This is a genomic window from Pseudoalteromonas sp. L23, from assembly GCF_021728455.1.
In the GTDB taxonomy this organism is placed as follows: Bacteria; Pseudomonadota; Gammaproteobacteria; order Enterobacterales; family Alteromonadaceae; genus Pseudoalteromonas.
The window spans coordinates 196,408-222,577 of record NZ_JAKKCW010000007.1 but is presented as its reverse complement, the minus strand read 5'-3'; the positions used below and the strand labels follow the sequence as shown (position 1 = coordinate 222,577).

Annotated in this window: 24 protein-coding genes; 22 read left to right on the top strand and 2 right to left on the bottom strand. The window is 41.8% G+C overall.

Features of this window, described 5'->3' with window-relative positions:
- Positions 1-6: 6 nt before the first annotated feature.
- Together L3V43_RS13680 and L3V43_RS13675 are read right to left on the bottom strand one after the other, a co-directional pair.
- Positions 7-3,594, bottom strand: a complete 3,588-nt coding sequence (locus L3V43_RS13680; RefSeq protein ID WP_237116683.1) for a hypothetical protein — start codon at positions 3,592-3,594, stop codon at positions 7-9.
- Positions 3,595-3,721: 127 nt separating this feature from the next.
- A complete protein-coding gene (locus L3V43_RS13675; protein ID WP_102057821.1) occupies positions 3,722-4,027 on the bottom strand; it encodes a hypothetical protein in 306 nt (101 codons plus the stop codon).
- Between the two features lie 239 nt (positions 4,028-4,266).
- On the opposite strand from L3V43_RS13675, the gene L3V43_RS13670 reads away from it, so the two are divergent.
- The 22 genes from L3V43_RS13670 (at position 4,267) to L3V43_RS13565 (ending at position 25,801) form a co-directional block, all read left to right on the top strand.
- Complete coding sequence (locus tag L3V43_RS13670; RefSeq protein ID WP_237116684.1) at positions 4,267-5,082, top strand: isocitrate lyase/phosphoenolpyruvate mutase family protein; 816 nt, start codon at positions 4,267-4,269, stop codon at positions 5,080-5,082.
- 391 nt (positions 5,083-5,473) lie between these two features.
- Complete coding sequence (gene mioC, locus L3V43_RS13665) at positions 5,474-5,911, top strand: FMN-binding protein MioC (RefSeq protein WP_010604148.1); 438 nt, start codon at positions 5,474-5,476, stop codon at positions 5,909-5,911.
- A gap of 422 nt (positions 5,912-6,333) precedes the next feature.
- Positions 6,334-8,223: a tRNA uridine-5-carboxymethylaminomethyl(34) synthesis enzyme MnmG gene (mnmG, locus tag L3V43_RS13660; protein ID WP_206473587.1), complete on the top strand. Its 1,890-nt coding sequence runs from the start codon at positions 6,334-6,336 to the stop codon at positions 8,221-8,223.
- Between the two features lie 15 nt (positions 8,224-8,238).
- Complete coding sequence (gene rsmG / locus L3V43_RS13655; RefSeq protein WP_010376874.1) at positions 8,239-8,859, top strand: 16S rRNA (guanine(527)-N(7))-methyltransferase RsmG; 621 nt, start codon at positions 8,239-8,241, stop codon at positions 8,857-8,859.
- A 14-nt stretch (positions 8,860-8,873) separates the two neighbouring features.
- On the top strand, positions 8,874-9,659 hold the full coding sequence (locus L3V43_RS13650) for a ParA family protein (RefSeq protein WP_010376876.1): 786 nt from the start codon (positions 8,874-8,876) through the stop codon (positions 9,657-9,659).
- Positions 9,660-9,674: 15 nt separating this feature from the next.
- On the top strand, positions 9,675-10,619 hold the full coding sequence (locus L3V43_RS13645; protein ID WP_237116685.1) for a ParB/RepB/Spo0J family partition protein: 945 nt from the start codon (positions 9,675-9,677) through the stop codon (positions 10,617-10,619).
- A 289-nt stretch (positions 10,620-10,908) separates the two neighbouring features.
- On the top strand, positions 10,909-11,289 hold the full coding sequence (locus tag L3V43_RS13640) for an ATP synthase subunit I (protein ID WP_010604145.1): 381 nt from the start codon (positions 10,909-10,911) through the stop codon (positions 11,287-11,289).
- A 15-nt stretch (positions 11,290-11,304) separates the two neighbouring features.
- Positions 11,305-12,162 (top strand): F0F1 ATP synthase subunit A, encoded by an 858-nt coding sequence (atpB, locus tag L3V43_RS13635; protein ID WP_010376880.1) that lies wholly within the window; start codon positions 11,305-11,307, stop codon positions 12,160-12,162.
- Positions 12,163-12,240: 78 nt separating this feature from the next.
- Positions 12,241-12,474, top strand: coding sequence for a F0F1 ATP synthase subunit C (gene atpE, locus L3V43_RS13630; RefSeq protein WP_010376881.1), 234 nt, complete (start codon positions 12,241-12,243; stop codon positions 12,472-12,474).
- A gap of 49 nt (positions 12,475-12,523) precedes the next feature.
- Positions 12,524-12,994, top strand: a complete 471-nt coding sequence (gene atpF / locus L3V43_RS13625; protein WP_010376882.1) for a F0F1 ATP synthase subunit B — start codon at positions 12,524-12,526, stop codon at positions 12,992-12,994.
- A 16-nt stretch (positions 12,995-13,010) separates the two neighbouring features.
- Positions 13,011-13,544, top strand: coding sequence for a F0F1 ATP synthase subunit delta (atpH, locus tag L3V43_RS13620; RefSeq protein WP_010604141.1), 534 nt, complete (start codon positions 13,011-13,013; stop codon positions 13,542-13,544).
- 14 nt (positions 13,545-13,558) lie between these two features.
- Positions 13,559-15,100 (top strand): F0F1 ATP synthase subunit alpha, encoded by a 1,542-nt coding sequence (gene atpA, locus L3V43_RS13615; protein ID WP_010376884.1) that lies wholly within the window; start codon positions 13,559-13,561, stop codon positions 15,098-15,100.
- Between the two features lie 52 nt (positions 15,101-15,152).
- On the top strand, positions 15,153-16,013 hold the full coding sequence (atpG, locus tag L3V43_RS13610; RefSeq protein ID WP_017218545.1) for a F0F1 ATP synthase subunit gamma: 861 nt from the start codon (positions 15,153-15,155) through the stop codon (positions 16,011-16,013).
- Between the two features lie 32 nt (positions 16,014-16,045).
- Positions 16,046-17,431 (top strand): F0F1 ATP synthase subunit beta, encoded by a 1,386-nt coding sequence (atpD, locus tag L3V43_RS13605; RefSeq protein WP_102057817.1) that lies wholly within the window; start codon positions 16,046-16,048, stop codon positions 17,429-17,431.
- 13 nt (positions 17,432-17,444) lie between these two features.
- On the top strand, positions 17,445-17,861 hold the full coding sequence (locus L3V43_RS13600) for a F0F1 ATP synthase subunit epsilon (protein WP_010604138.1): 417 nt from the start codon (positions 17,445-17,447) through the stop codon (positions 17,859-17,861).
- Positions 17,862-18,579: 718 nt separating this feature from the next.
- Positions 18,580-20,667, top strand: a complete 2,088-nt coding sequence (locus tag L3V43_RS13595; RefSeq protein ID WP_237116686.1) for a winged helix-turn-helix domain-containing protein — start codon at positions 18,580-18,582, stop codon at positions 20,665-20,667.
- Positions 20,668-20,885: 218 nt separating this feature from the next.
- The gene (locus L3V43_RS13590) at positions 20,886-21,062 is read left to right on the top strand and encodes a hypothetical protein (RefSeq protein WP_157782774.1); all 177 of its coding nucleotides are present in this window, start codon (positions 20,886-20,888) and stop codon (positions 21,060-21,062) included.
- An 18-nt stretch (positions 21,063-21,080) separates the two neighbouring features.
- A complete protein-coding gene (locus tag L3V43_RS13585) occupies positions 21,081-21,593 on the top strand; it encodes a hypothetical protein (RefSeq protein WP_157782773.1) in 513 nt (170 codons plus the stop codon).
- A gap of 166 nt (positions 21,594-21,759) precedes the next feature.
- A complete protein-coding gene (locus tag L3V43_RS13580) occupies positions 21,760-22,104 on the top strand; it encodes a hypothetical protein (RefSeq protein WP_010604135.1) in 345 nt (114 codons plus the stop codon).
- Positions 22,104-23,348 carry an HlyD family efflux transporter periplasmic adaptor subunit gene (locus L3V43_RS13575; protein WP_010604134.1) on the top strand — a complete coding sequence of 415 codons (1,245 nt, stop codon included), beginning with the start codon at positions 22,104-22,106 and terminating at the stop codon, positions 23,346-23,348. Before L3V43_RS13580 ends, L3V43_RS13575 begins: the two co-directional genes overlap by 1 nt.
- Entirely contained in the window at positions 23,348-25,576 is a 2,229-nt protein-coding gene (locus L3V43_RS13570) for a peptidase domain-containing ABC transporter (protein WP_237116688.1), read from the top strand. The genes L3V43_RS13575 and L3V43_RS13570 overlap by 1 nt, the downstream gene beginning before the upstream one ends.
- Positions 25,577-25,633: 57 nt before the next feature.
- On the top strand, positions 25,634-25,801 hold the full coding sequence (locus tag L3V43_RS13565) for a hypothetical protein (protein ID WP_237116689.1): 168 nt from the start codon (positions 25,634-25,636) through the stop codon (positions 25,799-25,801).
- The last annotated feature ends 369 nt before the right edge of the window (positions 25,802-26,170 follow it).

The window sequence follows — 26,170 nt, the reverse complement described above, 5'->3', positions numbered from 1 at the left end:
TACACACTAACCAACGTATTGGTTTACCGCTTCTTTTACCTTGCGAGATTTGTCTTTTCTTAATGGAGCTAGCAATGCTTCAGCGTCTGCTGCTTGGCTGAATATTTCAGGAAGTTCAGCGCGGCGATCAGCATATAAATAGCTCAAACTCTGTTTAAAACTGCCATATTGGCCACGAGCATGTGCCACGATAAATTCACGACATACGTCAAAGTGACTGCGCTTAATACAAAACAGCACCAAATGTTCGGGTTTAACGCCGATATCAAATAACCAGGTGAGCAAAAATGCCATGCCGGTTTCAGACGCTTCGCCTTCATATTCACCGCTTTTCGATAGGTAAGTTTCAAAATCTATCTCATTGTGTGCCAATTGATGTAATAGCCAAGGTTGTTCCATTTGCGCTTCAATTAATTTAAAGCCCCGATAGTCATGATTAAGAAGCAGACGTACCAGTTTGTTGCGACGCTTAGCATCTAACATCCACACAAACTGACGGAGACTATACATTTGATATTCATCGGCATCGATACGCATAAACTCGGTGGAGATTTGCCCTTTAAACAGCGCAGCCATGACATCAAACTCGACTTCGTCATGTAGATAAGCCATCGTTTGCTCAACAATCGCGTTAATGCGATTGGACTGCACTTGCAGCTCAGCCACGCGTTTTATAATAGCCGCACGCTCAAGCTGCTCTGAAAATATCAGTAACGGCCCAGATGGCAGCCTTTCTTCATACCAAGCAAGCGGCACCTCATGATCGGCCATCACAATAACGTAATTGTCTCCTTGCTGTTGTAACACAGTGCACGCTTCCCAACTTCGACCATCAACATGGCAAGGTTTATCGTGTATTGATAGGCTATCCGCTACAATGGCTTTATGCAGCTTCTTTGGTAGCTTTTCACCTTCACCGAAATATAGACAATCACGACCTAATTCCTGTGCTAACGCATGCTCCCAAGAGTGCAGGTTTAATTGCACAAAAATATCAATCGCGCGTTGTAAATCATGGCTGAAATCAAGCTCAACTTCCGGGTGTTTAAGCGACACATGATGTAAAAACTCAACTTTCGTGCGCTCATTGATATATGCGAGTCCCTGCTCCATAGCTTTGGCTTTGTTACGTCCCATGCTGCCAAACATGCTGGTATCATCACTGGCTATTTCGCTGTAAATCTCTATCCAATTCAAATAGCGTTCGGAGTTATAACGTTGGTTGCTCATTTCATAGGCATTCAGTATACCGCTATCTATTCCAGCTTTACTTAACTGTTCGTAGACCTCAATTTCATCGAGTATAGTGTCAAACTCTATGCTCCAATGATCATCCGAAAAAGCACGAAGCACATTGCGTGCAGCCCTAACTGGCGCTAGTGCAATAATAAATTGCCATAAACGATCTGCTTTGTATTGCAGGGGTAAAGGTAGCTGTCGCAACCAAAATGCCGTTAGGGTAAAGCGTTGGAAATCATCATCAAAATCTTTAAAGAGCTGATAGCTTGACTGCTTTTCACTAAACTTGTTTAGGTAAAGATCGCCGCGACAACACTCATCTCGATACAACTGCGGCTGCACTAATGCCAATAAACTGCTTAAATCATCTTGCGGTGTGTCTGCAGTAAAGTAATCACAGATCCACGTTATTTGTGCCTCAGACAATCCTAAGTTATCAGGGTTATAATGATCGGACTTTTTATGACATTTCTGAATTATGTGCTGGGCAGCGAGTTGCCAAATATGATTGTCGTTAAGATAATTTGCTAGTTCCTCAGTAATATCGTCGCCAATATGCTGATTATAATCACTGTGCAGGTGATAGCTGGCCAGTGTAATTAATCCCATATCCAATTGCGGCCATTGCTTTGGGTGGCACAGCGCACGCGATGAGCGGAAATGCTCATCGACCAACTTAAGATGCTTGCGACACAGTAATTCATCTTGGTTGGTGAAGTGACGAAATATCGACTGGATATTTTTGGCTTTAGCATTTTCAGCCGCGCTCTTGATATCAGACACGGAGAGTTGAGTATAACGCTGATAATAGGCTTCTCTGGAGAGTAGTGCTTCATCACCTTCGGTAAGTGATGCCATCATATATTTGCAAAACTCACGCTTGCCTAGGGCATGGTAAAATACATCAATCACGCGAAGGTACTGCTCAGCACGAGCTTGTAGTAAGTTATTTTCTGCATCGTTGCGTACCGCAAGCGTCAACACCATGCCATTTGGTTGTGTATATTCAGCTTCTTCACTGAAGTGATCTGTAAGTAGATCGCCTCGCACAAGGCTGAGCACCGACTCCAGCTCCTCGACTATGCCTTGATTATTGCGCTCAAAACTACTCAATTGATCAATAAGATGCTCAGCCATGTCACTGGCATGCACTTTCGCTAATTCAAGCACATCTACTTCACAGACTGTTTCCAATACTGTTTGTGGTTCCCCAGTTTCAATGTAGCGCCACAATACTTCGCCTTGGGGCATAGCCAGCACTAAAGGTTTCAGCAAATTAGTACCATAGTTAAGCTCATATTTACGCTCACCTCTGGCTAGATAGGCACGATAATTTGCGCGAGCAGCAATGGCACTCTGTGCAATTTTAACTAATGGGCCTGCAACCTGTGATTGGACTTTTTGCTGTAAATCATACGCTTCATTTTCGAGGGTACTGCCAAAAAATGACATTGCCATAAAGCTGTCTTTAGCCTCTTCATCGTCATAAAAACAGCTATGGGGGAATAGCGATTGATACAAAGAGATCACAGGCTGATGACCACTAAGGTCTTCTTCTTCATCCTCATCACACATGGTATCGACATGGGCAAGCAATACAGGTTCAGCTTGAAAACGTGCAATGACTAATGCTTTAAATTGCTCATAACTCTCAGGATTTTCGCGTAAATATTCCCCAAGCGGCTGGTAGTCACATTCTTCACTGTATTGATCATTTTTGAACATGCCAGATCTAAAGTTATCGTTGTCACACCAAATAAATGCTTTGATCATTTCACGATGCCAACCGTGCTCGTGTAGCAATACACTTAAATAGCTTTCATAACCACATGCATGTTCATCATCCCAATAAGGCACAAAGTATTGTGCTAGCAAATAGGCGTACTGTATATCCGTCTTTGCAAGCATATACAAAGCTTCAACGCCAAATACCCGCATATCATCAAGCCACATTTCATCAGTGTCATTTTGGCGGCGACTATAGGCCACTATTGCCTTGGCGGCTTCTACAACGGCTTGTTTGATCTCAGGGTATTGCAGCGCTGCTGCAAATAAAATGACCTCTGAAATATAGTTTTCAGTGTCATCAAGTATGGTGTGGTCATAGTGGTGAGCACCGCCTTCTTGGCCTAAATCTAATGCAGATTGAAGCAACTTTAGGTTGTTGCCACTATCTTGCGGTTGCAAACGGCGCATCCCCGCTTCATCAAGTTGCTTAAACTCAACATCAAACTGACTGTTAAAACAGGCCTTATCGCTGTCCAACAAAGCCATATACTGAGCTAATGCTAATTTGATTTGTTGCGGGTTTTGGATATCCAGCGTGATTATCTGGTTTTTATCGAATTGGTTCATGTCGTTATTTCTAATTGAATTTGACGTATAGCCGCACTAATCGGGCTATAGAGAAGAAAAAGATAATGAAGCGCAGCTTTGTGAACTGCGGCAATTTCAAGCAAATGCTAAACACAGCGAGTGGCAGCTACGCGTTCGTATCCTCAGCTTGCAGCTCCTTTAACCTGTCGATATCTATTTGACAGTCCTGCTTTGCTTTTTTCTGTTGATCGGGTGCCATATCATCCCAATGAATATAACCACCGTGTGCGTATGGCGCATTGTATAAATAGTTGGCGAATTTTTTGTTGGCAGTACCAGAGACTAACCCTCTTACAGAACCCTGTTTATCAGCAGCCCACAGTGCGACGCGTTTAAATTCCAACTCTCCAGATGCATTAATACGAAATGAGTACCAATTTTCAGCAGCACTAATGTGCAGATCCTTATCCATGTTTTACCTTTTGTAGTTCCTTAATATCAACACTATTATTTCGAATCCATATAACTAGGTCAACATCAAACTTATCGTTAAGCTTTTGATAAACATTAATAAAAAGTAAAGAGCAGCACACTTATAATAAGGATCTGAGCGATAACCGCAAATCTACCCAATCACGTTAAGTGCTAAATCTGGCCAGTCCAACATCCGTACACTGCGTATCCTAAGCGTTTCAACTTAGGAGAAATAAAATGGCTCTTTTTACAACTTTCAATGCACTACACCAACAATCAGCCCCGCTTTTTCTAGCTAACTGCTGGGATCCATCATCAGCGCTTATCATCGAACAGGCTGGTGGTCAGGCCGTTGCGACAACAAGCTGGGGCATGTCTAATCATCAGGGCTACAAAGATGGAGAACAACTCACATTTGACCGTGTACTACAAACAGTAAGTGCCATCCTTAAGGTGATCACTATTCCATTGAGTGTTGATATTGAGGCAGGCTACAGCGCGGATCAAAATCAGATCATCAACCATATTATCCAATTGGCCGACCTTGGCGTTGCAGGTATCAATATTGAAGACAAACCCAGTCACCAGAACAGCTTACGCGATATAAAGGCACACCAAGCGTTATTGCAGGCAATCAAACAAGCTTTACGTCATGGCGGTTTCGATCATTTTTTTATTAATGCCCGTTGCGATCTTTGCTTACAACCACAGTGGACTGAAGCGGCACTGCATGAGCGTGCACTCGCCTATCAAGCAGCAGGTTGCGATGGCTTTTTTATTCCCGGTTTAACCAACACCACGATGATAAAACGCCTAACAGCCCTGCTTTCAATTCCAGTCAATGTGATGCTGTTGCCCGGATTTAGTGATAAACAGGCGTTAGCAGAGTTAGGAGTCAAACGTATCTCATCGGGTAACGCTCTCAGCGATCATCTGATAGCACTACAAGAATCAGCCACCAGAAGGCTGCTCGAAGAACATACTGTAGACTTCTTATTTGAGCAATCAGTCCGCACAACTTGGCTGTCAAACCAAATAAATCACAAGATCTGATCGCTTTTTTAGATTCTTTTATTATATGGATCTAACTATATAGATCTAAAAGACTGGATCGACTTCCAGCTTTTAGATCGTTATCCACAACACCTCATCCACAACCTCAAAATTTGTTCAAAAACAGCGGAGATCTTACCGTTTCAAGCATGCGCTTTGGCTTAAAAAAGTATTTTTAGGCTCAGCTATCCCATAGATTATCCACAAATAAATCACCGAGTTAAGCTTGGGAATATTTTATTTTCTGTTTTTATTTCATATAGATAAGTAAAAACACTAAAAATTACACACTATTTGTGCAAATATTTTTATCCAATAACCTCAAAGCCCTCTTTACATATTCACGTTAAACGCTAAGATGGCGCGCAATACGACTTAGGTAAGGGTAACAATGCAAACTTTAGATCTTATTGTAGGCAGCCAAATGGGATCAGCAGAATACGTTGCTGAACAGCTAATGGAATCGCTTGAATCTCAAGGTTATACCGTGAATTTGCATGAAAAACCCGAGCTTGAAGCTTGTCAGCAAGCACTTTGGCTGGTGGTGACATCAACTTATGGGGCCGGTGACTATCCAGAAAACTTATTACCTTTTATATCAGCATTAAAAGCGAGCTCGGATCTAAGCCAGTTACGCTTTGCGGTAGTAGGAATTGGTGATTCAAGTTATGACACCTTTAATCATGCAGCTATTAATCTTGCTGATCTACTTAAAGAAAAAGGTGCAACACAGCTGTTAGACATAGAAAAGATCGATGTTTTACACCCAGATCTACCAGAAGATACCGCTATTGCTTGGTTACCTAAGTTTGTTGAATGTGTCGCTTAACGGCGCGACACTGAAATACACAGAAGTTATTCACAAATTCAGTCTATTTTAGATCGTATTGTGGATAACCTATGATCTAACTGCTGATCTACGCTTACTTATCCATTGGATAAAATAATTCAGATCTAGCCCTGTGAATAAAGTGGCAAGTTGATCAAAGGTTTTAAGCCCATTGATCCGATCTAATTCACACCAATTGATCTTAGTTAAGCAGTTGGATCTAAACAGGAATACAAAACTATTCACAGATCAAAGGATCAGTAGTAGTAAGATCAATAAAGATCTTTAAAAAGATCCTTATATATTTTAAGTGATCTCTTTTTTGCGTTGTGCAAAGTTTAACCATTTCACTTCTGGTTAATTCTAGGTAGAATACGCATCCTTTCTAAATTTGCTCGGTTGTTTTAAGTAGGATCCCGTAAATGATTTATCATGAACATTTTGATGTCATCGTTGTTGGTGGTGGACACGCAGGCACTGAAGCTGCACTTGCAGCTGCACGTATGGGTATGAATACCTTATTGTTAACACACAATATGGATACCTTAGGTCAAATGTCGTGTAACCCAGCTATTGGTGGGATTGGTAAAGGTCATTTGGTTAAAGAGATCGATGCGCTTGGTGGTGCAATGGCCAAAGCAATCGATAAAGGTGGGATCCAATTTCGAACGCTTAATTCATCGAAAGGCCCTGCGGTACGAGCGACTCGTGCTCAGGCAGATCGCGCATTGTATAAAGCGGCGATCCAAGACATTTTGCAACATCAAGAAAACTTAAAGATCTTCCAACAATCTTGTGATGATCTGATTGTTGAAAGTGATCAGGTCAAAGGTGTCGTAACTCAAATGGGTTTACGCTTTAGCGCTTCTTCAGTGGTGCTAACGGTTGGTACTTTCTTGGGTGGCCAGATCCATATTGGTTTAGAAAACTTCAAAGGCGGCCGTGCTGGCGATCCTCCTTCTATCGCTTTGGCTGAGCGTTTACGTGAAATGCCTTTTAGAGTTGATCGACTAAAAACGGGTACACCACCACGTATCGATGCAAGAACAGTTGATTTTTCAGTGATGCAAGAGCAACCAGGCGATACCCCTACTCCGGTTTTCTCGTTTATGGGCAAAGTGTCTGATCATCCAAAACAGATCCCTTGTTATATCACCTATACCAATGAAAAAACCCATGATGTGATCCGTAATAACTTACATCGCTCGCCGATGTATGCTGGCGTGATTGAGGGGATTGGTCCGCGTTACTGTCCTTCCATCGAAGATAAAATTGTGCGTTTTGCTGATAAAGAAAAGCATCAGATCTTCGTAGAACCTGAAGGCTTAACGTCATACGAGCTGTATCCAAATGGTATTTCCACCAGCTTACCATTTGATATCCAACTGGAGATCGTGCGTTCTATTAAAGGCTTTGAGAATGCGCATATTTGTCGTCCTGGTTATGCAATTGAGTACGACTTCTTCGATCCTCGAGACCTAAAGCAATCATTAGAAACTAAGTTTATCAATGGCTTATTCTTTGCAGGTCAAATAAACGGTACAACCGGTTATGAAGAAGCTGGGGCCCAAGGTTTGATTGCGGGTATGAACGCAGCTCTTCAAGTTCAAGGCCGTGAAGCATGGACACCGCGCCGTGATGAAGCTTATGCCGGTGTGTTGATTGACGACTTAGCAACGCTTGGTACAAAAGAACCTTATCGTATGTTTACCTCTCGTGCTGAATACCGTTTGTTACTACGTGAAGACAATGCGGATTTACGTCTAACGGAAAAAGGTCGCGAATTAGGTTTAGTTGACGATGAACGCTGGGCTGCATACAACGACAAGCTTGAAGTTATGGAACAAGAAGCACAGCGTCTGCGCAATACTTGGATCCATAAAGATCACCCTGCACTTGAAGCGGTAAATGGATTATTGAAAAAACCACTGGTACGCGAAGCCAGTCTTGAAGATCTGATCCGCCGTCCAGAGGTTAATTATCACGACCTGATGGCAATCGAAGGATTAGGATCTGAGTTTGATAATATTCCAGCCCTTGAACAGGTTGAGATCCAAACTAAGTACGCCGGTTACATTGCGCGTCAACAAGATGAGATTAATAAACAGCTTCGTCATGAAGAGGCATTACTGCCTGCCGAGTTTGATTATAGTCTGGTAAGCGGCCTGTCAAATGAGGTTGTGGCAAAGCTGAGTGATGCTCGTCCACAAACGATTGGCCAAGCTTCACGTATTTCTGGTATCACCCCTGCTGCTATTTCGCTATTATTAGTGTATCTGAAAAAGCAAGGGCTATTACGTAAGTCGGCGTAATAGCAGTGGAACACTGTGTTACTAGAACAATTGAATGAATTACTCGCTGATACCTCTATCGAGCTCAGCGAACAACAAAAGCAGCAGTTGGTCGAATATGTCCAGCTGCTGGATAAATGGAACAAAGCCTACAACCTCACTTCCGTTCGTGACCCAAAAGAAATGATGGTAAAACACATCATGGATTCTTTGGTTGTTGCGCCACACTTAACGGGCAGTAACTATATTGATGTTGGCACCGGACCGGGTTTACCGGGTATGGTTTTAGCGATAGCTAGACCGGACATCAATTTTGTTCTTCTTGATAGCCTTGGTAAAAGAGTTCGATTTTTAATGCAGGTAAAACATGGGCTTGGCATTGAGAATGTTACCCCAGTGCAGTCTCGAGTTGAAGAATATCAGCCAAGTGTTAAATTAGACGGTGTACTCAGCCGTGCTTTTGCATCACTACAAGATATGATCCAGTGGTGTTCACATTTAATCGATAACCAAGGTGTATTCTTAGCACTAAAGGGTCAATACCCTGCGGATGAGCTAGAACAACTACCAAACGGCGTGAGTTTATCGCAAGATATTAGTTTAGTGGTGCCCAAGCTTGAAGGTGAGCGCCATTTAATCATTCTTTCTAAAGATTAATTGTCGAGGACAATGTGGCAAGAGTCATTGCAATAGCAAACCAAAAAGGTGGTGTTGGTAAAACAACCACTGCGGTGAATTTAGCCGCGTCCATGGCGGCGACTAAACGTAAAGTTCTGTTGATCGATCTCGATCCTCAAGGCAATGCAACCATGGGCAGTGGTGTTGATAAATACGCCGATGTCGCAACGGTTTATGATCTATTGATCGAAGAAGCGCCAATGGATCAAGTGATCACCACAGAAACCAGTGGTGAGTATCATTTGATCGCAGCCAATGGGGATGTAACCGCGGCAGAAGTCAAACTGATGGAGTTGTTTGCGCGCGAAGTGAGACTACGCAACGCCCTTGAGACGATAAAAGATAAATATGAGTATATATTCATCGACTGTCCACCTTCATTAAATATGCTAACGGTAAATGCCATGGCTGCCGCCGATGCGGTTTTAGTTCCGATGCAGTGTGAATATTATGCACTGGAGGGATTAACAGCTTTAATGGACACCATTACCCAACTCGGTAAGTTGGTGAATCCAGGATTGCAAATTGAAGGCATTTTGCGCACTATGTACGACCCGCGTAATCGTCTAGCTAACGACGTATCTGAGCAGTTAAAACAACACTTTGGCGATAAAGTGTACCGGACTGTGATCCCTCGTAATGTGCGATTAGCGGAGGCGCCAAGTTTTGGAGCGCCTGCGATGTATTATGATAGAGCATCAAGCGGTGCGAAAGCTTATCTAGCGCTAGCGGGTGAAATGCTAAGACGCAAAGAAAAGCAAGCAGCTGCGGTTGCCTAAGAGGATAAAAAGAACATGTCGGTTAAAAAACGTGGTTTAGGCCGAGGGTTGGATGCCCTACTCAGCTCAGCTAAACCTAATCCTAATCCAAGTGCTGCGGCACCTGTGCCTAATCAACAAGAAGCGGTTGCGACAGTCTGTGAAGCACCTGCCGAATCGGCGGTTGAACAAGAGTTACAACGATTACCTATTGAGTGGCTAAAGCCGGGTAAATATCAGCCGCGTAAAGATATGTCTGAACAGGCACTTGAGGAACTGGCGAGTTCGATCCGTTCACAGGGGATTTTACAGCCTATTGTGGTGCGTAAAGTTACCACGCAAAGCTTTGAAATTATTGCCGGTGAGAGACGTTGGCGTGCGGCACAACTAGCAAAGCAAGATACCGTTCCTTGTTTAATCAAAGATGTGCCGGATGAAGCGGCTGTTGCTATTGCCCTTATTGAAAACATTCAGCGTGAAGACCTCAATGCGATGGAAGAAGCAATTGCTCTAGATCGATTGCTTAATGAATTTGAACTCACGCATCAGCAGGTTGCTGATGCGGTGGGTAAATCGCGTACGACGGTCACCAATTTACTTCGTCTCAACAATCTCAACGATGATGTAAAAATCTTGTTGGAACATGGCGACATAGAAATGGGTCATGCTCGTTGTTTACTTGCCCTAACTGGTGAAGCGCAATCTGAAGCAGCAAGAACTGCTGTGGCCAAGGGATTAACCGTAAGAGAAACCGAAAAACTGGTTCGCACCATTTTAGAGCCTGTTGAGAAAAAAGAAGCGAAGCAAAAAGATCCTGATGTGAAGCTGCTTGAACAGCAATTACAGGAAAACTTAGGCGCAAAAGTTGAGATCAACTACAACCAAAAAGGCAAAGGTAAACTGGTTATTTCCTATGCTAGTTTGGATGAGCTTGATGGTATTTTGGGGCGTATTAACCCTGAAATGAATGAAGCTGACTAACTGTAAACTTAACCAATTGACTAATCCGTGAATGCGGTGCTTTATTTTGCGCCGCTATTTCCTCACCGATATGCTGCGAAATAGCGAGAATACTAAGAACTTTGATGGAAAAATAGCCACTCTTGTACAGGCTTTAATTTAAGCCTTCCTCCCTAACAAATTTTGACCTATTTGGCGTCCAAAAAACGTCACATTTCGCCTCGTCAAGTTGCAAATTAAGCAGAAACAAGTATAATTTCGCCAGTTTTCATACCCTGATAAAATTTAACGTCATTAAGGTTAATATAAAGTGACTCATTCGTTAGCCCGTCCATATAGGCGAGCCGCATTACAAGGTGTTTTGATTCAGGGTATCGTAGCATTAGTCGCTGCAGTAATCGTTTTTATAGGTTGGGGAGTACAAGCCGGAGTTTCAGCATTAGCTGGCGGCGCTGTGTTGGTACTCCCTAATTTTGTATTTGCTGCTTACGCCTTTCGATTTATGGGTGCAAGCAAAGCAAATCAAGTATATTCCTCGATAAAACGAGGAAATGGATTAAAATTTTTGCTAACTGTTGTGCTCTTTGCACTGATTTTTAAGCATTTTTCAGTAATGATGCTGCCTTTCTTTGGCGCGTATATGCTCGTGATGCTGACACAATGGTTGGTCCTGATTTTTTTTAATCATTAACTTTTGGGATAAAACATGGCTGCAGAAGAAGTTACTCTATCAAGCCATATTCAGCACCACTTGACCAATGCCAAGATGTGCTCGACCGATGCCGGTCTTGCCTTCAACAAAGCATGTGCGGATAGTGGTTTCTGGACATGGCATGTAGATACCCTCGCATGGTCAATCGGTTTAGGTCTGATATTTTTATGGATCTTCCGAAGTGCCGCTAAAAAATCCACTATAGGTGTTCCTGGTAAATTCCAGTGCTTTATCGAGATGGTTGTTGAGTTCGTTGGTGCCAACGTACGTGACACTTATCATGGTAACAGCAAGTTAGTTGCACCTTTAGCCCTAACGATCTTCGTTTGGGTATTCCTAATGAACTTGATGGACTTAGTTCCTGTTGACTTCCTACCTGCATTCGCTGGCTTTGTTGGTGAACAAGCATTTGGTATGGATTCACACGATGTGTACATGAAGATTGTACCTACAACAGACTTAAACATGACTGCAGCACTGGCGCTAGGCGTGTTTATTCTGATGATCGGTTATTCAATTAAAATCAAAGGCATCGGTGGCTTTATTGCAGAATTAACATTGCACCCATTTAGCTCTAAAAACAAACTAATGATGGCAGTGTTGATCCCGTTTAACTTACTACTTGAAACAATCGCATTGGTTGCTAAGCCGTTCTCGCTAGCACTTCGTTTGTTCGGTAACTTATACGCAGGTGAGATGATCTTCATCCTTATCGGTGCAATTGGTTTGATGCAGTTACCACTGCACTTCGTGTGGGCAGTATTCCACATTATGGTAATCGTACTTCAGGCATTCGTATTTATGATGCTGACTATCGTTTACCTCAGCATGGCTAGTACAGAAAGTCACTAATCAGCTGAATAATAAAGATTTTTACAACTTAAATTTAAACTTAAACTTTAATTTACTATTAAAACTTTGGAGATAAAAATGGAAATCGCAGTTGCTATTAAACTTATCGCTGTTGCACTACTAATCGGTTTTGGTGCTATCGGTACTGCACTAGGCTTCGGTAACATGGGTGGTAAGTTCCTAGAAGCATGTGCTCGTCAACCTGAGCTTGCGCCTTCACTACAAGTTAAAATGTTCATCCTAGCTGGTCTTATCGATGCCGTTGCAATGATCGGTGTAGGTATCGCTATGTACATGTTGTTCGCTCTTTAATATTGCAAAATACCTGAAACGAACAACTGTCAAGTAAGGAGGAGCGGTCGTGAACTTAAACGCCACTCTAATAGGTGAATTAATCGCATTTGTGGTCTTCGTATGGTTCTGTATGAAGTTCGTATGGCCACCACTAAATGGTGCGATTGAAGCTCGCCAGAAGAAAATCGAAGATGGTTTAGCGGCATCTGATGAAGCTGAGAAAGAACTTGAGCGCGTACGTGCACAAGGTGCTGAACAGTTGAAAGAAGCGAAAGCACAAGCGGCTGAAATCATCGAACAAGCTAAGAAGCGTGCTGCGCTAATTGTTGACGAAGAGACTACTCGTGGTCAGCAAGAGCGTGAAAAAATCATTGCTCAGGGACACTCTGAAATTGAGTCTGAGCGCAACCGTGTGAAAGAAGAGCTGCGTTCACAAGTCGCTGCACTTTCTATCGCAGGCGCTGAGAAGATTTTAGAGCGTGAAATCAATCAAGCCACACACAGTGACATCGTTGAAAAACTTGTCGCTGAGCTTTAAGTAGGAGGGTATGAGCATGTCTGAATTGACTACTATCGCTCGCCCATACGCTAAAGCGGCTTTTGAACTTGCCGTTGAAAAAGGCACAGTTGAAGCTTGGAATGAAATGCTGTTCTTCGCTGGTCAAGTTACCAGCGACGAGCAGGTTCAGGCGCTACTTGGTAGCATTGCTACTGAATCACAGCAGTCTGAAATCATTATCAAGTTATGTGCTGAGCAACTCAACGAACAAGGTCAAAATCTTATCAAGCTGATGGCCGAAAATGAGCGTTTAGCCGCCATCCCAGCTGTTGCAGAATTGTTTGCTGAATTAAAAGCAGACTATGACAAAGAAATCGAAGTAGATGTGGTTTCAGCAACAGTGCTTGCAGATGATACGCAAGCAAAATTGGTCGCGGCACTTGAGAAACGTTTCGCACGCAAAGTTAAGCTGAATTGTAGCATCGACGAAGCCATTGTAAGTGGCCTAGTGATTAAAGCCGGTGACACCGTAATCGACGGTTCTGTTCGCGGCAAGTTAGATCGTCTTGCGACGTCGCTACAATCGTAATTGGGAAAAAGAGCATGCAACTTAATTCCACAGAAATTTCTGCACTGATCAAGCAACGCATTGAGCAGTTTGAAGTTGTAAGTGAAGCGCGTAACGAAGGTACTATCGTATCTGTTACCGACGGTATCATCCGTATCCACGGTCTTGCTGACTGTATGCAGGGTGAGATGATCGAGCTTCCTGGCAACCGTTATGCTATCGCACTAAACCTTGAGCGTGACTCAGTAGGTGCTGTAGTAATGGGTCCATACGCTGACCTTAAAGAAGGCGTAAAAGTTAAATCAACTGGTCGTATCCTTGAAGTACCGGTAGGCCGTGGTCTACTAGGTCGTGTTGTTAACACGCTAGGTGAACCAATCGACGGTAAAGGCGCTGTTGATAACGATGGTTTTGAACCAGTTGAAAAAATCGCACCGGGCGTAATCGAGCGTCAATCAGTAGATGAGCCAGTACAAACTGGTTATAAGTCTATCGATGCGATGATCCCAGTTGGTCGTGGTCAGCGTGAGCTTGTGATCGGTGACCGTCAGACTGGTAAAACAGCACTAGCAATCGATGCTATCATCAACCAAAAAGACACAGGCGTTAAGTGTGTGTACGTAGCGGTTGGTCAAAAAGCATCAACAATTGCTAACGTAGTACGTAAACTAGAAGAGCACGGTGCACTTGCAAACACTATCGTAGTAGTTGCTTCTGCATCAGAATCTGCAGCGCTACAATTCCTAGCGCCGTTCTCTGGTTGTACTATGGGTGAATACTTCCGTGACCGCGGTGAAGATGCACTAATCGTATATGATGATTTGTCTAAGCAAGCTGTTGCTTACCGTCAAATCTCACTACTACTTAAGCGTCCACCAGGCCGTGAAGCATACCCTGGTGACGTTTTCTATCTTCACTCACGTCTTCTAGAGCGTGCGTCTCGTGTAAACGCTGACTACGTTGAGAAGTTCACAAATGGTGAAGTGAAAGGTAAAACAGGTTCATTGACGGCATTGCCAATCATTGAAACTCAAGGTGGTGACGTTTCTGCATTCGTACCTACTAACGTTATCTCAATCACTGACGGTCAGATCTTCTTAGAAACTGACTTGTTCAACGCAGGTATCCGTCCAGCGGTTAACGCTGGTATCTCGGTATCTCGTGTAGGTGGTGCAGCTCAAACTAAGATTGTTAAGAAACTAGGTGGTGGTATCCGTCTAGCGCTAGCTCAGTACCGTGAACTAGCGGCGTTCTCTCAGTTCGCTTCTGACCTTGATGATGCAACACGTGCACAGCTTGAACACGGTGAGCGTGTAACAGAGCTAATGAAGCAGAAACAGTACGCACCGATGTCTGTTGCTGATATGTCATTATCGCTATTTGCAGTAGAGAAAGGCTTCCTAAAAGATATCGAAATCAACAAGATCCTTGATTTCGAAGCAAGCCTAATCGCATTTGCTAAGAGCGAGTACGCAGAGCTAATGGCTCAAATCAATGAAACTGGTAACTACAACGCCGAGATCGAAGCGCAGCTTAAAGAGCTTCTTGAGAAGTTCAAGTCTACGCAAACTTGGTAATGTGTTATTAAGGTGAGTAGGTAACTACTCACCGAGATTCGGAGAGAGAGTCATGGCCAGCGGAAAAGAGATAAAAAGCAAGATCGGGAGTATCAAGAATACTCAAAAGATCACCAGCGCAATGGAGATGGTTGCCGCTTCTAAAATGAAGAAGGCACAAGAACGCGTAGCGTCTAGTCGTCCATACGCTGAAAACTTACGCAAAGTGATCGGTCGTGTTGCTCAGGCTAATCTTGATTTCCATCACCCGTTCCTAGAAGAACGTGATGTGAAACGAGTTGGTTATATCGTTATCTCTACAGACCGTGGTCTTTGTGGTGGCTTAAACTCAAACGAGTTTAAGCGTGTAGCGAAAGACGTGAAAGCGTGGAAAGAAAAGGGTGTTGAGGCGTCGTTCGCAACACTAGGTAGCAAAGCTGCTGGTTTCTTTAAACGTTTTGGTGGTTCGCTTGAAGCCAAAAAGGCAGGGCTGGGAGATACACCTTCAATACAGGACGTAATTGGTCCTGTAAAAGTAATGCTAGATGCATACGAAGAAGGCAAAATTGACCGCTTATTCGTTGTGTACAACAAGTTTGTCAACACAATGAAACAAGAGCCTGTTATCGATCAGTTATTACCTTTGCCAAAAGCTGAAGAAGAAGTATCAGCTCACGCTTGGGATTACTTATATGAGCCAAGCCCAGAGGCGATTTTAGAGACACTAATTGTGCGCTTTATTGAGTCTCAGGTTTACCAAGGCGTAGTTGAGAATGCTGCCTCTGAGCAAGCTGCCCGTATGGTTGCGATGAAAGCCGCAACTGATAACGCAGGTGGCCTGATTGATGAGCTACAGCTGGTATACAACAAGGCACGTCAAGCCGCAATCACACAAGAAATCAGTGAGATTGTGAGCGGTTCGGCTGCCGTGTAACGCTTCGGCAAAGTTTAATAAGAGGAATAGACATGAGTTTAGGTAAGGTCGTCCAAATTATCGGCGCCGTTGTGGACATCGAGTTTCCACAAGACAACGTGCCAGCCGTATATGACGCACTAAAAGTTACAGAAGGCGACTTAGCTGGTTTGACACTAGAAGTGCAACAGCAGCTAGGTGGCGGTGTGGTACGTGGTATCGCACTAGGTAGTACTGACGGTCTACGTCGTGGTACTCCAGTACAAGGTACAGCTGAGCCAATTAAGGTTCCAGTTGGTACAGCAACACTAGGTCGTATCATGAACGTACTTGGTGACGCGATTGACGAAGCGGGTCCTATCGGTGAAGAAGAGCGTTGGTCTATTCACCGTGCAGCACCATCATACGAAGAGCAGAGCAGCTCAGTTGAACTTCTAGAGACTGGTATCAAGGTTATCGACCTTGTATGTCCATTCGCTAAAGGTGGTAAAGTTGGTCTATTCGGTGGTGCGGGTGTAGGTAAAACCGTAAACATGATGGAACTTATCCGTAACATCGCAATCGAGCACAGCGGTTACTCAGTATTCGCAGGTGTTGGTGAGCGTACTCGTGAGGGTAATGACTTCTACCATGAGATGAATGACTCAAACGTACTAGACAAAGTATCACTAGTATATGGTCAGATGAACGAGCCACCGGGTAACCGTCTACGTGTTGCACTAACTGGTCTAACAATGGCTGAGAAGTTCCGTGACGAAGGTCGTGACGTACTATTCTTCGTAGATAACATCTACCGTTATACACTAGCAGGTACTGAAGTATCAGCACTTCTAGGTCGTATGCCTTCAGCAGTAGGTTACCAGCCTACACTAGCTGAAGAAATGGGTGTTCTACAGGAGCGTATCGCATCAACTAAGACAGGTTCAATCACTTCAATCCAAGCGGTATACGTACCTGCGGATGACTTGACGGACCCATCTCCAGCAACAACGTTTGCTCACTTAGATGCGACAGTAGTACTTTCTCGTGATATCGCGTCTCTAGGTATCTACCCTGCGGTAGACCCTCTAGATTCAACTTCACGTCAGCTTGACCCACAAGTTATCGGTCAAGAGCACTACGACACTGCACGTGGCGTTCAAACAGTTCTACAGCGTTATAAAGAGCTGAAAGACATCATCGCAATTCTAGGTATGGACGAGCTATCTGACGAAGATAAGCAAGTTGTATCTCGTGCACGTAAGATCCAGCGTTTCCTATCTCAGCCGTTCTTCGTTGCTGAGGTATTTACAGGTGCACCTGGTAAATACGTATCTCTTAAAGACACAATCTCTGGCTTTAAGGGCATCCTAAACGGTGATTTCGATGATATGCCTGAGCAGGCATTCTACATGGTTGGCTCAATCGACGAAGCAGTTGATAAAGCTAAAAACATGTAATTAGGAGGTTGTTATGGCAATGACAGTACACCTTGATGTAGTAAGTGCAGAGCAGAGCTTGTTCTCTGGCGCTGTGACTACTATCCAAGTGACAGGTAGTGAAGGCGAGCTTGGTATTCATCCAGGCCACGCGCCACTACTGACTGGCCTAAAACCTGGTATGGTACGTTTGGTTAAAGCGGATAGCTCAGAAGAAGTTATCTACGTTGCAGGCGGTACGCTTGAAGTTCAACCACAAACAGTAACTGTTCTAGCGGACGTTGCTATTCGTGCGGAAGAGCTTGACGAGCAAGCTGCTGAAGAAGCTAAACGTGAAGCGCAAGCGCAAATGGCTTCTGGTACTAGCGGTGAGTTGGATTACCAACAAGCTGCAGTACAACTAGAAGAAGCCCTTGCTCAACTACGCGTTATTCGCCAGCTGCGCAAATAAGCAACCACCTATCTGGTTATTGGAAACCCACGCATCGCGTGGGTTTTTTTATGCGTACAGGTAAATTTATGCGTACAGGTAAAGAGCTAAGGGCTTGCTATCTAGCTATTAGAGCCATTGCATTAAATTTTAGGGCGGATATACCATGCAATTTAAATCAATTAAATGGCTTAATTTTGCCTTGCGGTACGTAGATACTGAGGTAGTAGTCGGGTGTGAGAGCGGATCTGCTAAGTTATTTCTTCACACTATTTTTAGCTGACAACGTGTAAAGCTTTATAGACATTCCCATACTAGGAAGATTTGTTATGCATGCATCGATGCAAATAGGTATCGAGAGTTGTTCAAGCATTGAACAGCATCACTTGCTTCTTTTTATATAGAATGGGCTGTAACTTTCTGTTTTTATATTCTATTTTTTATTGGTACTCTGAACTTTGAAATATCCAGGAAAAATAACATTTTTTACATGATAAAAAAGAAATAATGGTTCGATATTGTCTTTTGTATTTGTAATGGGTATAAGTGAGCGTATTCCCTTGAACTTATTGTTTTTAACGTTAAGTTTTAGGTTAAATGTGGTTGGTAAAGTTATATTTTATGCTACTTTAATTGTTCGTATTTATTGAAAAATAACTTTGTTATCTTAGAATAGGTATTGTCTTCTCGATAATGGAAACTCGCAGGCTTCATGGATGAGGTAAAGCACGGAAAAGTGATGAAAGAAGTAAATTTCACTAGAACAGTCCAATTTGTTAAGTTTGCTCAATGGACTTTAGATCCCAAAAAGCAAACAATCACTGATGGTGACGAAAGTAGAGAATTAGAGCCACTGCTTTATAAGATTCTTTGCTATTTGTTACTTAACATCGATCAGATTATAACTAGACAAGACTTAATTGATGACGTTTGGTGTCAGCATTATGTTGATGATAACGCAATAAATAGAGCGATCTCTGAACTCAGAAAACTGCTAAAGTCAGAAAAGTTCAAAGGCGTTATTATTAAGACTCACTACCGTAAAGGTTATAGCTTAGCGGTAGATAGAGAAATTGTTCTTTTTGAAGATGGCGGCCAATCTAGTAATCCAGAAGTAACCCCACCACCCACTAAAAAATCTAAAAAAAATTACTCCACAATACTTATTGGCTTAATGCTTCTTGTTGTAGCAATCACGCTATCAATGCTTTATTTCCTCCCTACTAAAAAAAATGAGAATCAAGCGCTCAGCGCTTTTAAAGAGCATTCATTTGATAGTTTTGAGGAGCGAGCTATCACTTGGCAAGAGGCATATTACAGTTATTTAATATTGCACCCTGACAGCAATTATTATGCTTATTTGTCGGAATCTGACACGAGTAAATCTATTGTTGTTCGTTCGATGAAACACGATGATGCAAAGAAATTTACTTTTCCTGACAGCAGTGTAGAGCCTTTAGGTTTTTCTACTTCTCTTTCGCACCTATTCTACAGAGAGAAAACTGCAGATGGTGCTTGTGCCATATGGCGTATTGATTATTTGAAGGAAACTGATGCGCAAAAAGTAATGGGATGTGATAAGCAAATTCGCAACCTATTAGAAGTTGATAATCGTTATCTACTCTACGACAAGCTAGGCTTTCGTGAAAAGAGCCATACTGCTGCACTTTATATTTTCGATAGAAAAAGAGAGCTTGAGTTTAGAATATCTTCTCCAAACGCAAGTTCATTTGGCGATCAATTACTGCATTATGACTCCAGTAACGGACGAGTGTATTTCAAACGGATGCAAAGTGAGTTTACAGAAGTTTTTTATACCGATGTTGAAGGCAGTAACCTAGTCCAGGTAGCAACCATTACAGGAGTCGTAAACAACTTTACGATTGTTGATAACCAGTTATATTGGTTTGATTTACTGTCCCAAAGTGTCAAAGCATTTGACATCGATCAGGGAGTTGAAGTTGAGAACATCAAAAATAACTCATCAGTCGAGTATAGGAATATTTGGCGTGTAGCAAAAGATAAATATTTGGCGCAACAAAAAGACTTTGAAGTGGTAACAACACTGTATTCAAAAGATCTTGTCAAGCAGCTGGATATTGTAGGGGCCAGAGATGCCGCTGCATTGGAAAATATGGATCAATTTGTTGTTATTTCCAATGTTGATCATATTAATGAGCATTTACTTAGTTTTTTAGACAAGCAAGGCCGTGTTATTCGCCAAGTACAGTTAGATGAGTTTGCTTATCGGGTTAAGGTGAATAAGAGTAAATCATTGATTTATATAAGGTTAGATAAAGATATCAAGGTGTTTGACCTCACTGGTAAGTTAGTCAATGAATTCTCATTTGATGAGAAAGTGGTTGAGATTGAAGCGTCTAATGATTCTCAGATAGCTGTAGTGGTACAAAAGGGCAAGATAAATAGAGCGCTTCTTATAGACAGTATGACTGGAAAGCAACGCCTACTGCCGATAAGAGATGTTCTTTGGTTTACCTGCTTTACAGAGTCAAAGTGTATTACGCAGAATTTTTTCAGAGAGGTACGGCTATACGATCTCGAAGAGGGAGCATTTACTGGGCAAAGCACCTACGTTGAACCATTTTTCCCCAACTTTACATTATTTGGAGCAGAGTTAATTTACTTTGACGGTAAAAAGCTAATGGAGTTTGACCCCGAAGCTTTATCGCAAAATGAACTAAAGTCCTACGATCCTAGTGAACAAGGAAATCTGTTAAATATGAGGCTAATCGATAATGATGGCAGTTATCTAACTTTTGCTATCACACGTAAGCAAAATGCAATCACGGTCTTTGAGACCAAATAAAAAAGCCCGAGAGCATGGCGGTGCCTCGGGCTGGTACATATGCGAGAAATGCAGATGTAATAAGGAAAACTTAGTCTAGGGGATCTAATTTATCCAGTCAAACTTATTGAGATACTTATCCTAATATTCAAATTAGCTTTCCTAAGGTTTTGCTAATAGCAAGTTTTTGATTTATCGCTATGCTAGACCTTGCTCTACAATAAAACGGAATAAAAAAAATGAAACTTTCAATTAAAAAAAAGCAACTAAAGCAACTAACTAAATCACAAGCATCTAGCGTTAATGGTGCTGGTACTAATGAAATAGTAAAGGAGCTATTGACCTACAGCGTGATGTGTAATCAGGACAGCATGGCCTGTGGTATGGACGATAAAACCACAAAGCATTTTATGTAAGCTAAAAGGGTCGCTCGATTGATGCGTGCTGTTTGGCTTTTAACCAATGTTATACTTATTAAAGAGTTAACTTTTATCCCTCAGCCAGTGGAATACATTTTGGCCGGAGGGGGAGTGAAGTCAATACGCAATCAAATTGAACAAGGACCCGTTCATAAGGAAGAGGTACTATTTGAGTACCTCTCGACTGATAGCCATTTTAAGCCTTTCTTTTCACACTCCAGCGGAATCATACAGTACGCGCTTAAAGATACGCCTCAACTCACTACTGGCAAGAGAATACTCAAGATCACACCCAATGCAAGTTACGGGTACATGATATTTGAACAGTCCAATACGTACCCTGACATCTCTGTAGATTATTTTATTTGTACAGATGATGAAAGTACTGGTTTTGCGGTTCAGTTTTATCACACTCGATCGAATATATTTTTTTGGAAATCAAGTGAAGATGAAATAAACATGCACTCAAGCTTAAGTGGAAAACCAGTTTATTTAGCGCTTGCACCATGTAATACGTCTGCCGACTAGCCTTCAAAACAACCCTAATATTATCAAATAATATCCATATCCTTTCATAATGCTTTGAGTCAACTTGTTGTTAGTTATGGTTATTTTTGTTTTTTTTGCTTGTTTGAAATGTAAGTGAACTATAGGCATTATCAAACCACTTTATTAGTTTGAATAGGCACTAAAAATGACGTTAGAAGAATACTTTAATAATTACTACGAACTAATATGTAATGGTGAGTTAGATAACTTAGCGCAATTTTATTGTAGTAACTCTCCACTTATTGAAGCAAATTATCAGCAGTTTTCTGGTATGAGACAGCAATTTAAGTTCAAACTTTCATTACAAGGTGTAGAGCTTATCTCAAAGCAACCTGACCTATTAATTGTGCGAGATAGCTTAAGGTTTGAAGCGACAATTGAAGGTAATGAAGTTGTTCAGGTATCAAGCAACGTTCACATGATGACGCGTGATAACGACGAATGGAGAATTTTTAACTCTGCAGCGTTGCCTGACAATAAGGTGGCATAATGTCTGACTTATTCAGAAAAGAAGCGTTATTACATCAAGGGCATAAACTAGATGGTGAAGTTACCCTCGCTACTCATATGTCATTCAACTGGATACTAGGTGTAATTGTACTTATCGTAGTTATAGGTTGCGCTTATTTATTCCTAGGAGAGTACCACAGAAAAGAAGTGGTTTCTGGTTACCTGAGACCAACTCAGGGGGTTAGTAAAATTTATCCGCTCGGCACAGGGGTAGTTGATAGAGTCCTGGTAGAAGAAGGTCAGTCTGTTAAGAAAGGTGAAGTGCTCGCAACGATTCGTATGGAGCGGGTACTGACTTCTGGTGCAGACATGAATGCCGCGATTGTCACTGAGTTGGAAAAGCAAAAGCAGCTATTGCAAGAAAATCTTGCGAATCAAATAAAGTTGAGAGATATGAATCAGGATAAACTTGAGTCTCAGATCGCAAGTTTATCAATTCAGCTAGAAAAGGCTAAAAACCAGTTACGACTACTATCCGAGCGAGTAGCGCTTAGCGATGAGCGAGTCAAAAATACAGAAGCACTTATCACAAAGGGGTTTGCTTCAGGTAATGACTTAAAGACTCAAAAAGACAACTTATTAGCAATTACTCAGCAGCAAGAAGAGCTGTTGTCGCGGCTATCCAGTCAAAGAGAACAGATGAGTCAACTTCAATATGAGCTAGCGCAGTTACCTATAGATCATCGAGAAAAACAAGTAAGCCTTCAGTCACAACTCGCAAGTATCAACCAACAAATCAGACAAGCACAAGGCCAGCAGAGCTACAATATACTGAGCCAAATGGATGGCAAAGTTAGCAATCTACTTGTTAAACCGGGGATGGTTGCAAATGGACAAACTCCCATAATGACTGTCTTGCCGCATAATGCGGAGTTGGAGGCTATTTTGTTTGTGCCAACGAGAGCTTATGGCTTTGTAAAACCCGAGCAGCTTACTCGGATCCGTTACCAAGCATTTCCATATCAGCGCTTTGGCATATATGAAGGGCATATTAATACAGTTTCTAAATCAATTTTATTACCTAATGAAGCAAATGCCCCTGTATCTTTGCGAGAACCGGTATATCAAGTAGTTGTAAGTCTTAAATCTCAGTCTGCTAATGCCTATGGCGCGACAGTTCCGCTCCAAGCTGGAATGTTACTAGAAGCCGACATTATGGTTGATAGTCGCTCATTATTTGAGTGGTTATTTGAACCAATTTACAGCATCAAAGGAGCGTTATAATGGAAAATCCTATGCATTTATTGAGATTTAGTGGCAATAAGCGTCTACCTGTGATCTTGCAAACTGAAGCCGCTGAATGTGGTTTAGCTAGCTTAGCTATGGTAGCGGCATACCATGGTCATAAAACCGATCTTACTTCGCTTAGACGTGAACACGAAATATCGCTCAAAGGAGCAAATTTAGAAGAGTTGATGCAGATTGCTGATAAGTTAAAGTTTAGCACAAGAGCACTACGGCTAGACTTAGAGCATCTACCTAAGCTCAAGACCCCCTGCATTTTACATTGGGATATGAACCACTTTGTGGTATTAAAAAAAGTTTCAAGTCGCGGAGTCGAAATACATGACCCTGGAGTTGGTTTACGAAAATATACATTAAGCGAGTTTTCTAAGCATTTTACTGGTGTTGCTTTAGAGCTAAATCCAACAGAGGAGTTTCGCTCTGAGGATACGAGAGTAAACTTGAAGTTATCTGACTTTTGGAGCAAGGTGACTGGGATGAAATCAACACTTGGTAAAGTGTTTATTTTATCGGTATTACTCCAGGCGTTCGCGATTGCAAGTCCTTACTATATGCAGTTAGTTGTCGACGAAGTTGTGCTCAGCTACGATAAGAACTTACTCGCGATATTGGCGATAGGCTTTGGCCTTCTTATGCTAATTGAAATGATAACTGGTGCCGTTCGGAGTGTTTTGCTATTACACTTTGGAAACTTGATGAGTATACAGCTTGGCTCCAACCTGTTTTATCATTTAATACGCTTACCTTTAAAGTACTTTGAAAAGCGCCATATTGGTGATGTGGTTTCGCGTTTTGGCTCATTACAACAAGTGAAAGACCTACTAACTCAGGGAGTAATTGAAGTTATCATCGATGGTATTATGGCAATTGCCACACTAGTGATGATTTTTATTTACAGCCCCAAATTGAGCTTCGTAGTGCTAGTTGCCATTGTGTTATATGCCATTTTCAGAATTGCAATGTACCGACCATTGAGGCAAATGTCGGAAGAAGTCATTGTGAATTCTGCAAAAGAGCAATCTAACTTCATGGAAACCATTCGCGGAATACAAACGATAAAGCTATTTGGTCGTGAAGTACAAAGACAAAGTGTTTGGCATAATAAATATGCGGATAGTCTGAACGCAGGTATACGCGTTGGACATTTAAATATCGGGTATGAAGCAGTAAATAAAGTTATTTTTGGCGTTGAAAACGTACTGGTTATCTATTTTGCTGCTTTATTAGTGATGAATGGCGACCTAACGGTAGGGATGTTATTTGCCTTTATGGCATATAAAAGACAGTTCGTAGAAAAAATGGCAGGTCTTGTTGAGAAAGCCATTGAATTTAAAATGCTGAACCTGCACTTCAATCGCTTAGGTGATATTACACTCACAGATAAAGAACAAGATATTGAGCGAAAAATATCAGGCTCTCCATTAACGGGAAAGATTGAGCTACAAAATATTGCCTATAAATATAATCAAAAAGACGCACCTATTTTTAAATCACTTAATTTGCAAATTGAAGCTGGTGAATCTGTTGCAATAATAGGCCCTTCTGGTTGTGGTAAAACAACGCTCGCAAAAATTATGCTTGGACTTTTTGAGCCTGATGATGGAAAGGTATTGGTTGATAATCAAGATATTCGTCAATTAGGTTTAGGTAGCTATCGCTCTCAAATAGCCGGAGTTATGCAAGATGATCAGCTACTATCTGGATCAATAGCCGATAACATCTCATTTTTTGATCCGCAGTTAGATATGAAGCAAGTAGAGTGGGCTGCTCAGGTTGCAGCTATAGATAAAGATATTGCTAATATGACTATGGGTTATAACACGCTGGTTGGTGACATGGGAGCTGCACTATCTGGTGGTCAAATTCAGCGCCTACTATTAGCTCGTGCGTTATATCGCAAACCTAAAATTTTATTTATGGATGAGGCTACGAGTAATCTTGATACCAAGCTTGAATATGCAGTTAATACTGCAGTTAAGTCATTAGATATAACTCGTATCATTATCGCTCACCGCCCTGAAACCATAGCCAGTGCTGATCGTGTGATCGAGCTTCGATATGGTGAAGCTGTTGAGGTGGATAAGGATATTTATGAGGCTAGGAAAATGCCTATGGGTGAATCAACACAAGCACCTGTGTGTAAGTTAAATATTGAAAATGAGCCTTATACAGATACTTCTGCTGGTGGAGAATTTGTTCTGAGCTAGTAAACGATTTCGAGTAATCACTCTCACTCGGGAGCTTGAGGTAATAAGGAAAATAAAATGAACAAAACTAATCAAAAGGTACGAGAAATGATTGAATTAACATATCAATTAGAAAAAATTTATGGCGGCAGTACTTCCCTGCCTACAACAGCGCCAAGGTATCGAGGGCCGTTTTATCCTTCAGACCCATGCTTAGGGCCTATCGATATTACGACTTATTTTTAAGATGAAACTAAAAACCCCTTTTATGGGGTTTTATTTACTATTGATGAACTTTTGGAGTTTGAAATGTTGATAGTGGTATCAGCGATTATGTATGTTTTAGTTGTTTCATATTTTAATTGGGAGGTTTCTTTTTTTAGTGATGATTTTAATTTCTGGTTGTTGTTTTTAGATGTTTCTATTTATTCGTTTTGTTATGCTGTTTCTTTTTTTGTTTTGAAGTTTTTGTTTAATAAAAAATATTTGGGTTGACTGTTTTATAAGTTGTTAAGTTTTTAATGGTTGTGATTTTGTTTTGCTATTGGATTTCCAATGTCTTTGTTGTATTTTTATTTTTTTCTTAATGTTTACAATAATAAAATTACGGTTCTT

What these genes read in the sequence shown, in the direction of transcription:
- L3V43_RS13645 (WP_237116685.1), top strand. Translation starts at nt 9,675, where the DNA reads ATGTCGGTTAAAAAACGTGGTTTAGGCCGAGGGTTGGATGCCCTACTC.
- mnmG (WP_206473587.1), top strand. Translation starts at nt 6,334, where the DNA reads ATGATTTATCATGAACATTTTGATGTCATCGTTGTTGGTGGTGGACAC.
- L3V43_RS13595 (WP_237116686.1), top strand. Translation starts at nt 18,580, where the DNA reads ATGAAAGAAGTAAATTTCACTAGAACAGTCCAATTTGTTAAGTTTGCT.
- mioC (WP_010604148.1), top strand. Translation starts at nt 5,474, where the DNA reads ATGCAAACTTTAGATCTTATTGTAGGCAGCCAAATGGGATCAGCAGAA.
- L3V43_RS13590 (WP_157782774.1), top strand. Translation starts at nt 20,886, where the DNA reads ATGAAACTTTCAATTAAAAAAAAGCAACTAAAGCAACTAACTAAATCA.
- atpG (WP_017218545.1), top strand. Translation starts at nt 15,153, where the DNA reads ATGGCCAGCGGAAAAGAGATAAAAAGCAAGATCGGGAGTATCAAGAAT.
- L3V43_RS13580 (WP_010604135.1), top strand. Translation starts at nt 21,760, where the DNA reads ATGACGTTAGAAGAATACTTTAATAATTACTACGAACTAATATGTAAT.
- atpE (WP_010376881.1), top strand. Translation starts at nt 12,241, where the DNA reads ATGGAAATCGCAGTTGCTATTAAACTTATCGCTGTTGCACTACTAATC.
- L3V43_RS13575 (WP_010604134.1), top strand. Translation starts at nt 22,104, where the DNA reads ATGTCTGACTTATTCAGAAAAGAAGCGTTATTACATCAAGGGCATAAA.
- L3V43_RS13680 (WP_237116683.1), bottom strand. Translation starts at nt 3,594, where the DNA reads ATGAACCAATTCGATAAAAACCAGATAATCACGCTGGATATCCAAAAC.
- L3V43_RS13675 (WP_102057821.1), bottom strand. Translation starts at nt 4,027, where the DNA reads ATGGATAAGGATCTGCACATTAGTGCTGCTGAAAATTGGTACTCATTT.
- L3V43_RS13565 (WP_237116689.1), top strand. Translation starts at nt 25,634, where the DNA reads ATGAACAAAACTAATCAAAAGGTACGAGAAATGATTGAATTAACATAT.
- atpD (WP_102057817.1), top strand. Translation starts at nt 16,046, where the DNA reads ATGAGTTTAGGTAAGGTCGTCCAAATTATCGGCGCCGTTGTGGACATC.
- L3V43_RS13600 (WP_010604138.1), top strand. Translation starts at nt 17,445, where the DNA reads ATGGCAATGACAGTACACCTTGATGTAGTAAGTGCAGAGCAGAGCTTG.
- L3V43_RS13570 (WP_237116688.1), top strand. Translation starts at nt 23,348, where the DNA reads ATGGAAAATCCTATGCATTTATTGAGATTTAGTGGCAATAAGCGTCTA.
- atpB (WP_010376880.1), top strand. Translation starts at nt 11,305, where the DNA reads ATGGCTGCAGAAGAAGTTACTCTATCAAGCCATATTCAGCACCACTTG.
- atpH (WP_010604141.1), top strand. Translation starts at nt 13,011, where the DNA reads ATGTCTGAATTGACTACTATCGCTCGCCCATACGCTAAAGCGGCTTTT.
- L3V43_RS13670 (WP_237116684.1), top strand. Translation starts at nt 4,267, where the DNA reads ATGGCTCTTTTTACAACTTTCAATGCACTACACCAACAATCAGCCCCG.
- atpA (WP_010376884.1), top strand. Translation starts at nt 13,559, where the DNA reads ATGCAACTTAATTCCACAGAAATTTCTGCACTGATCAAGCAACGCATT.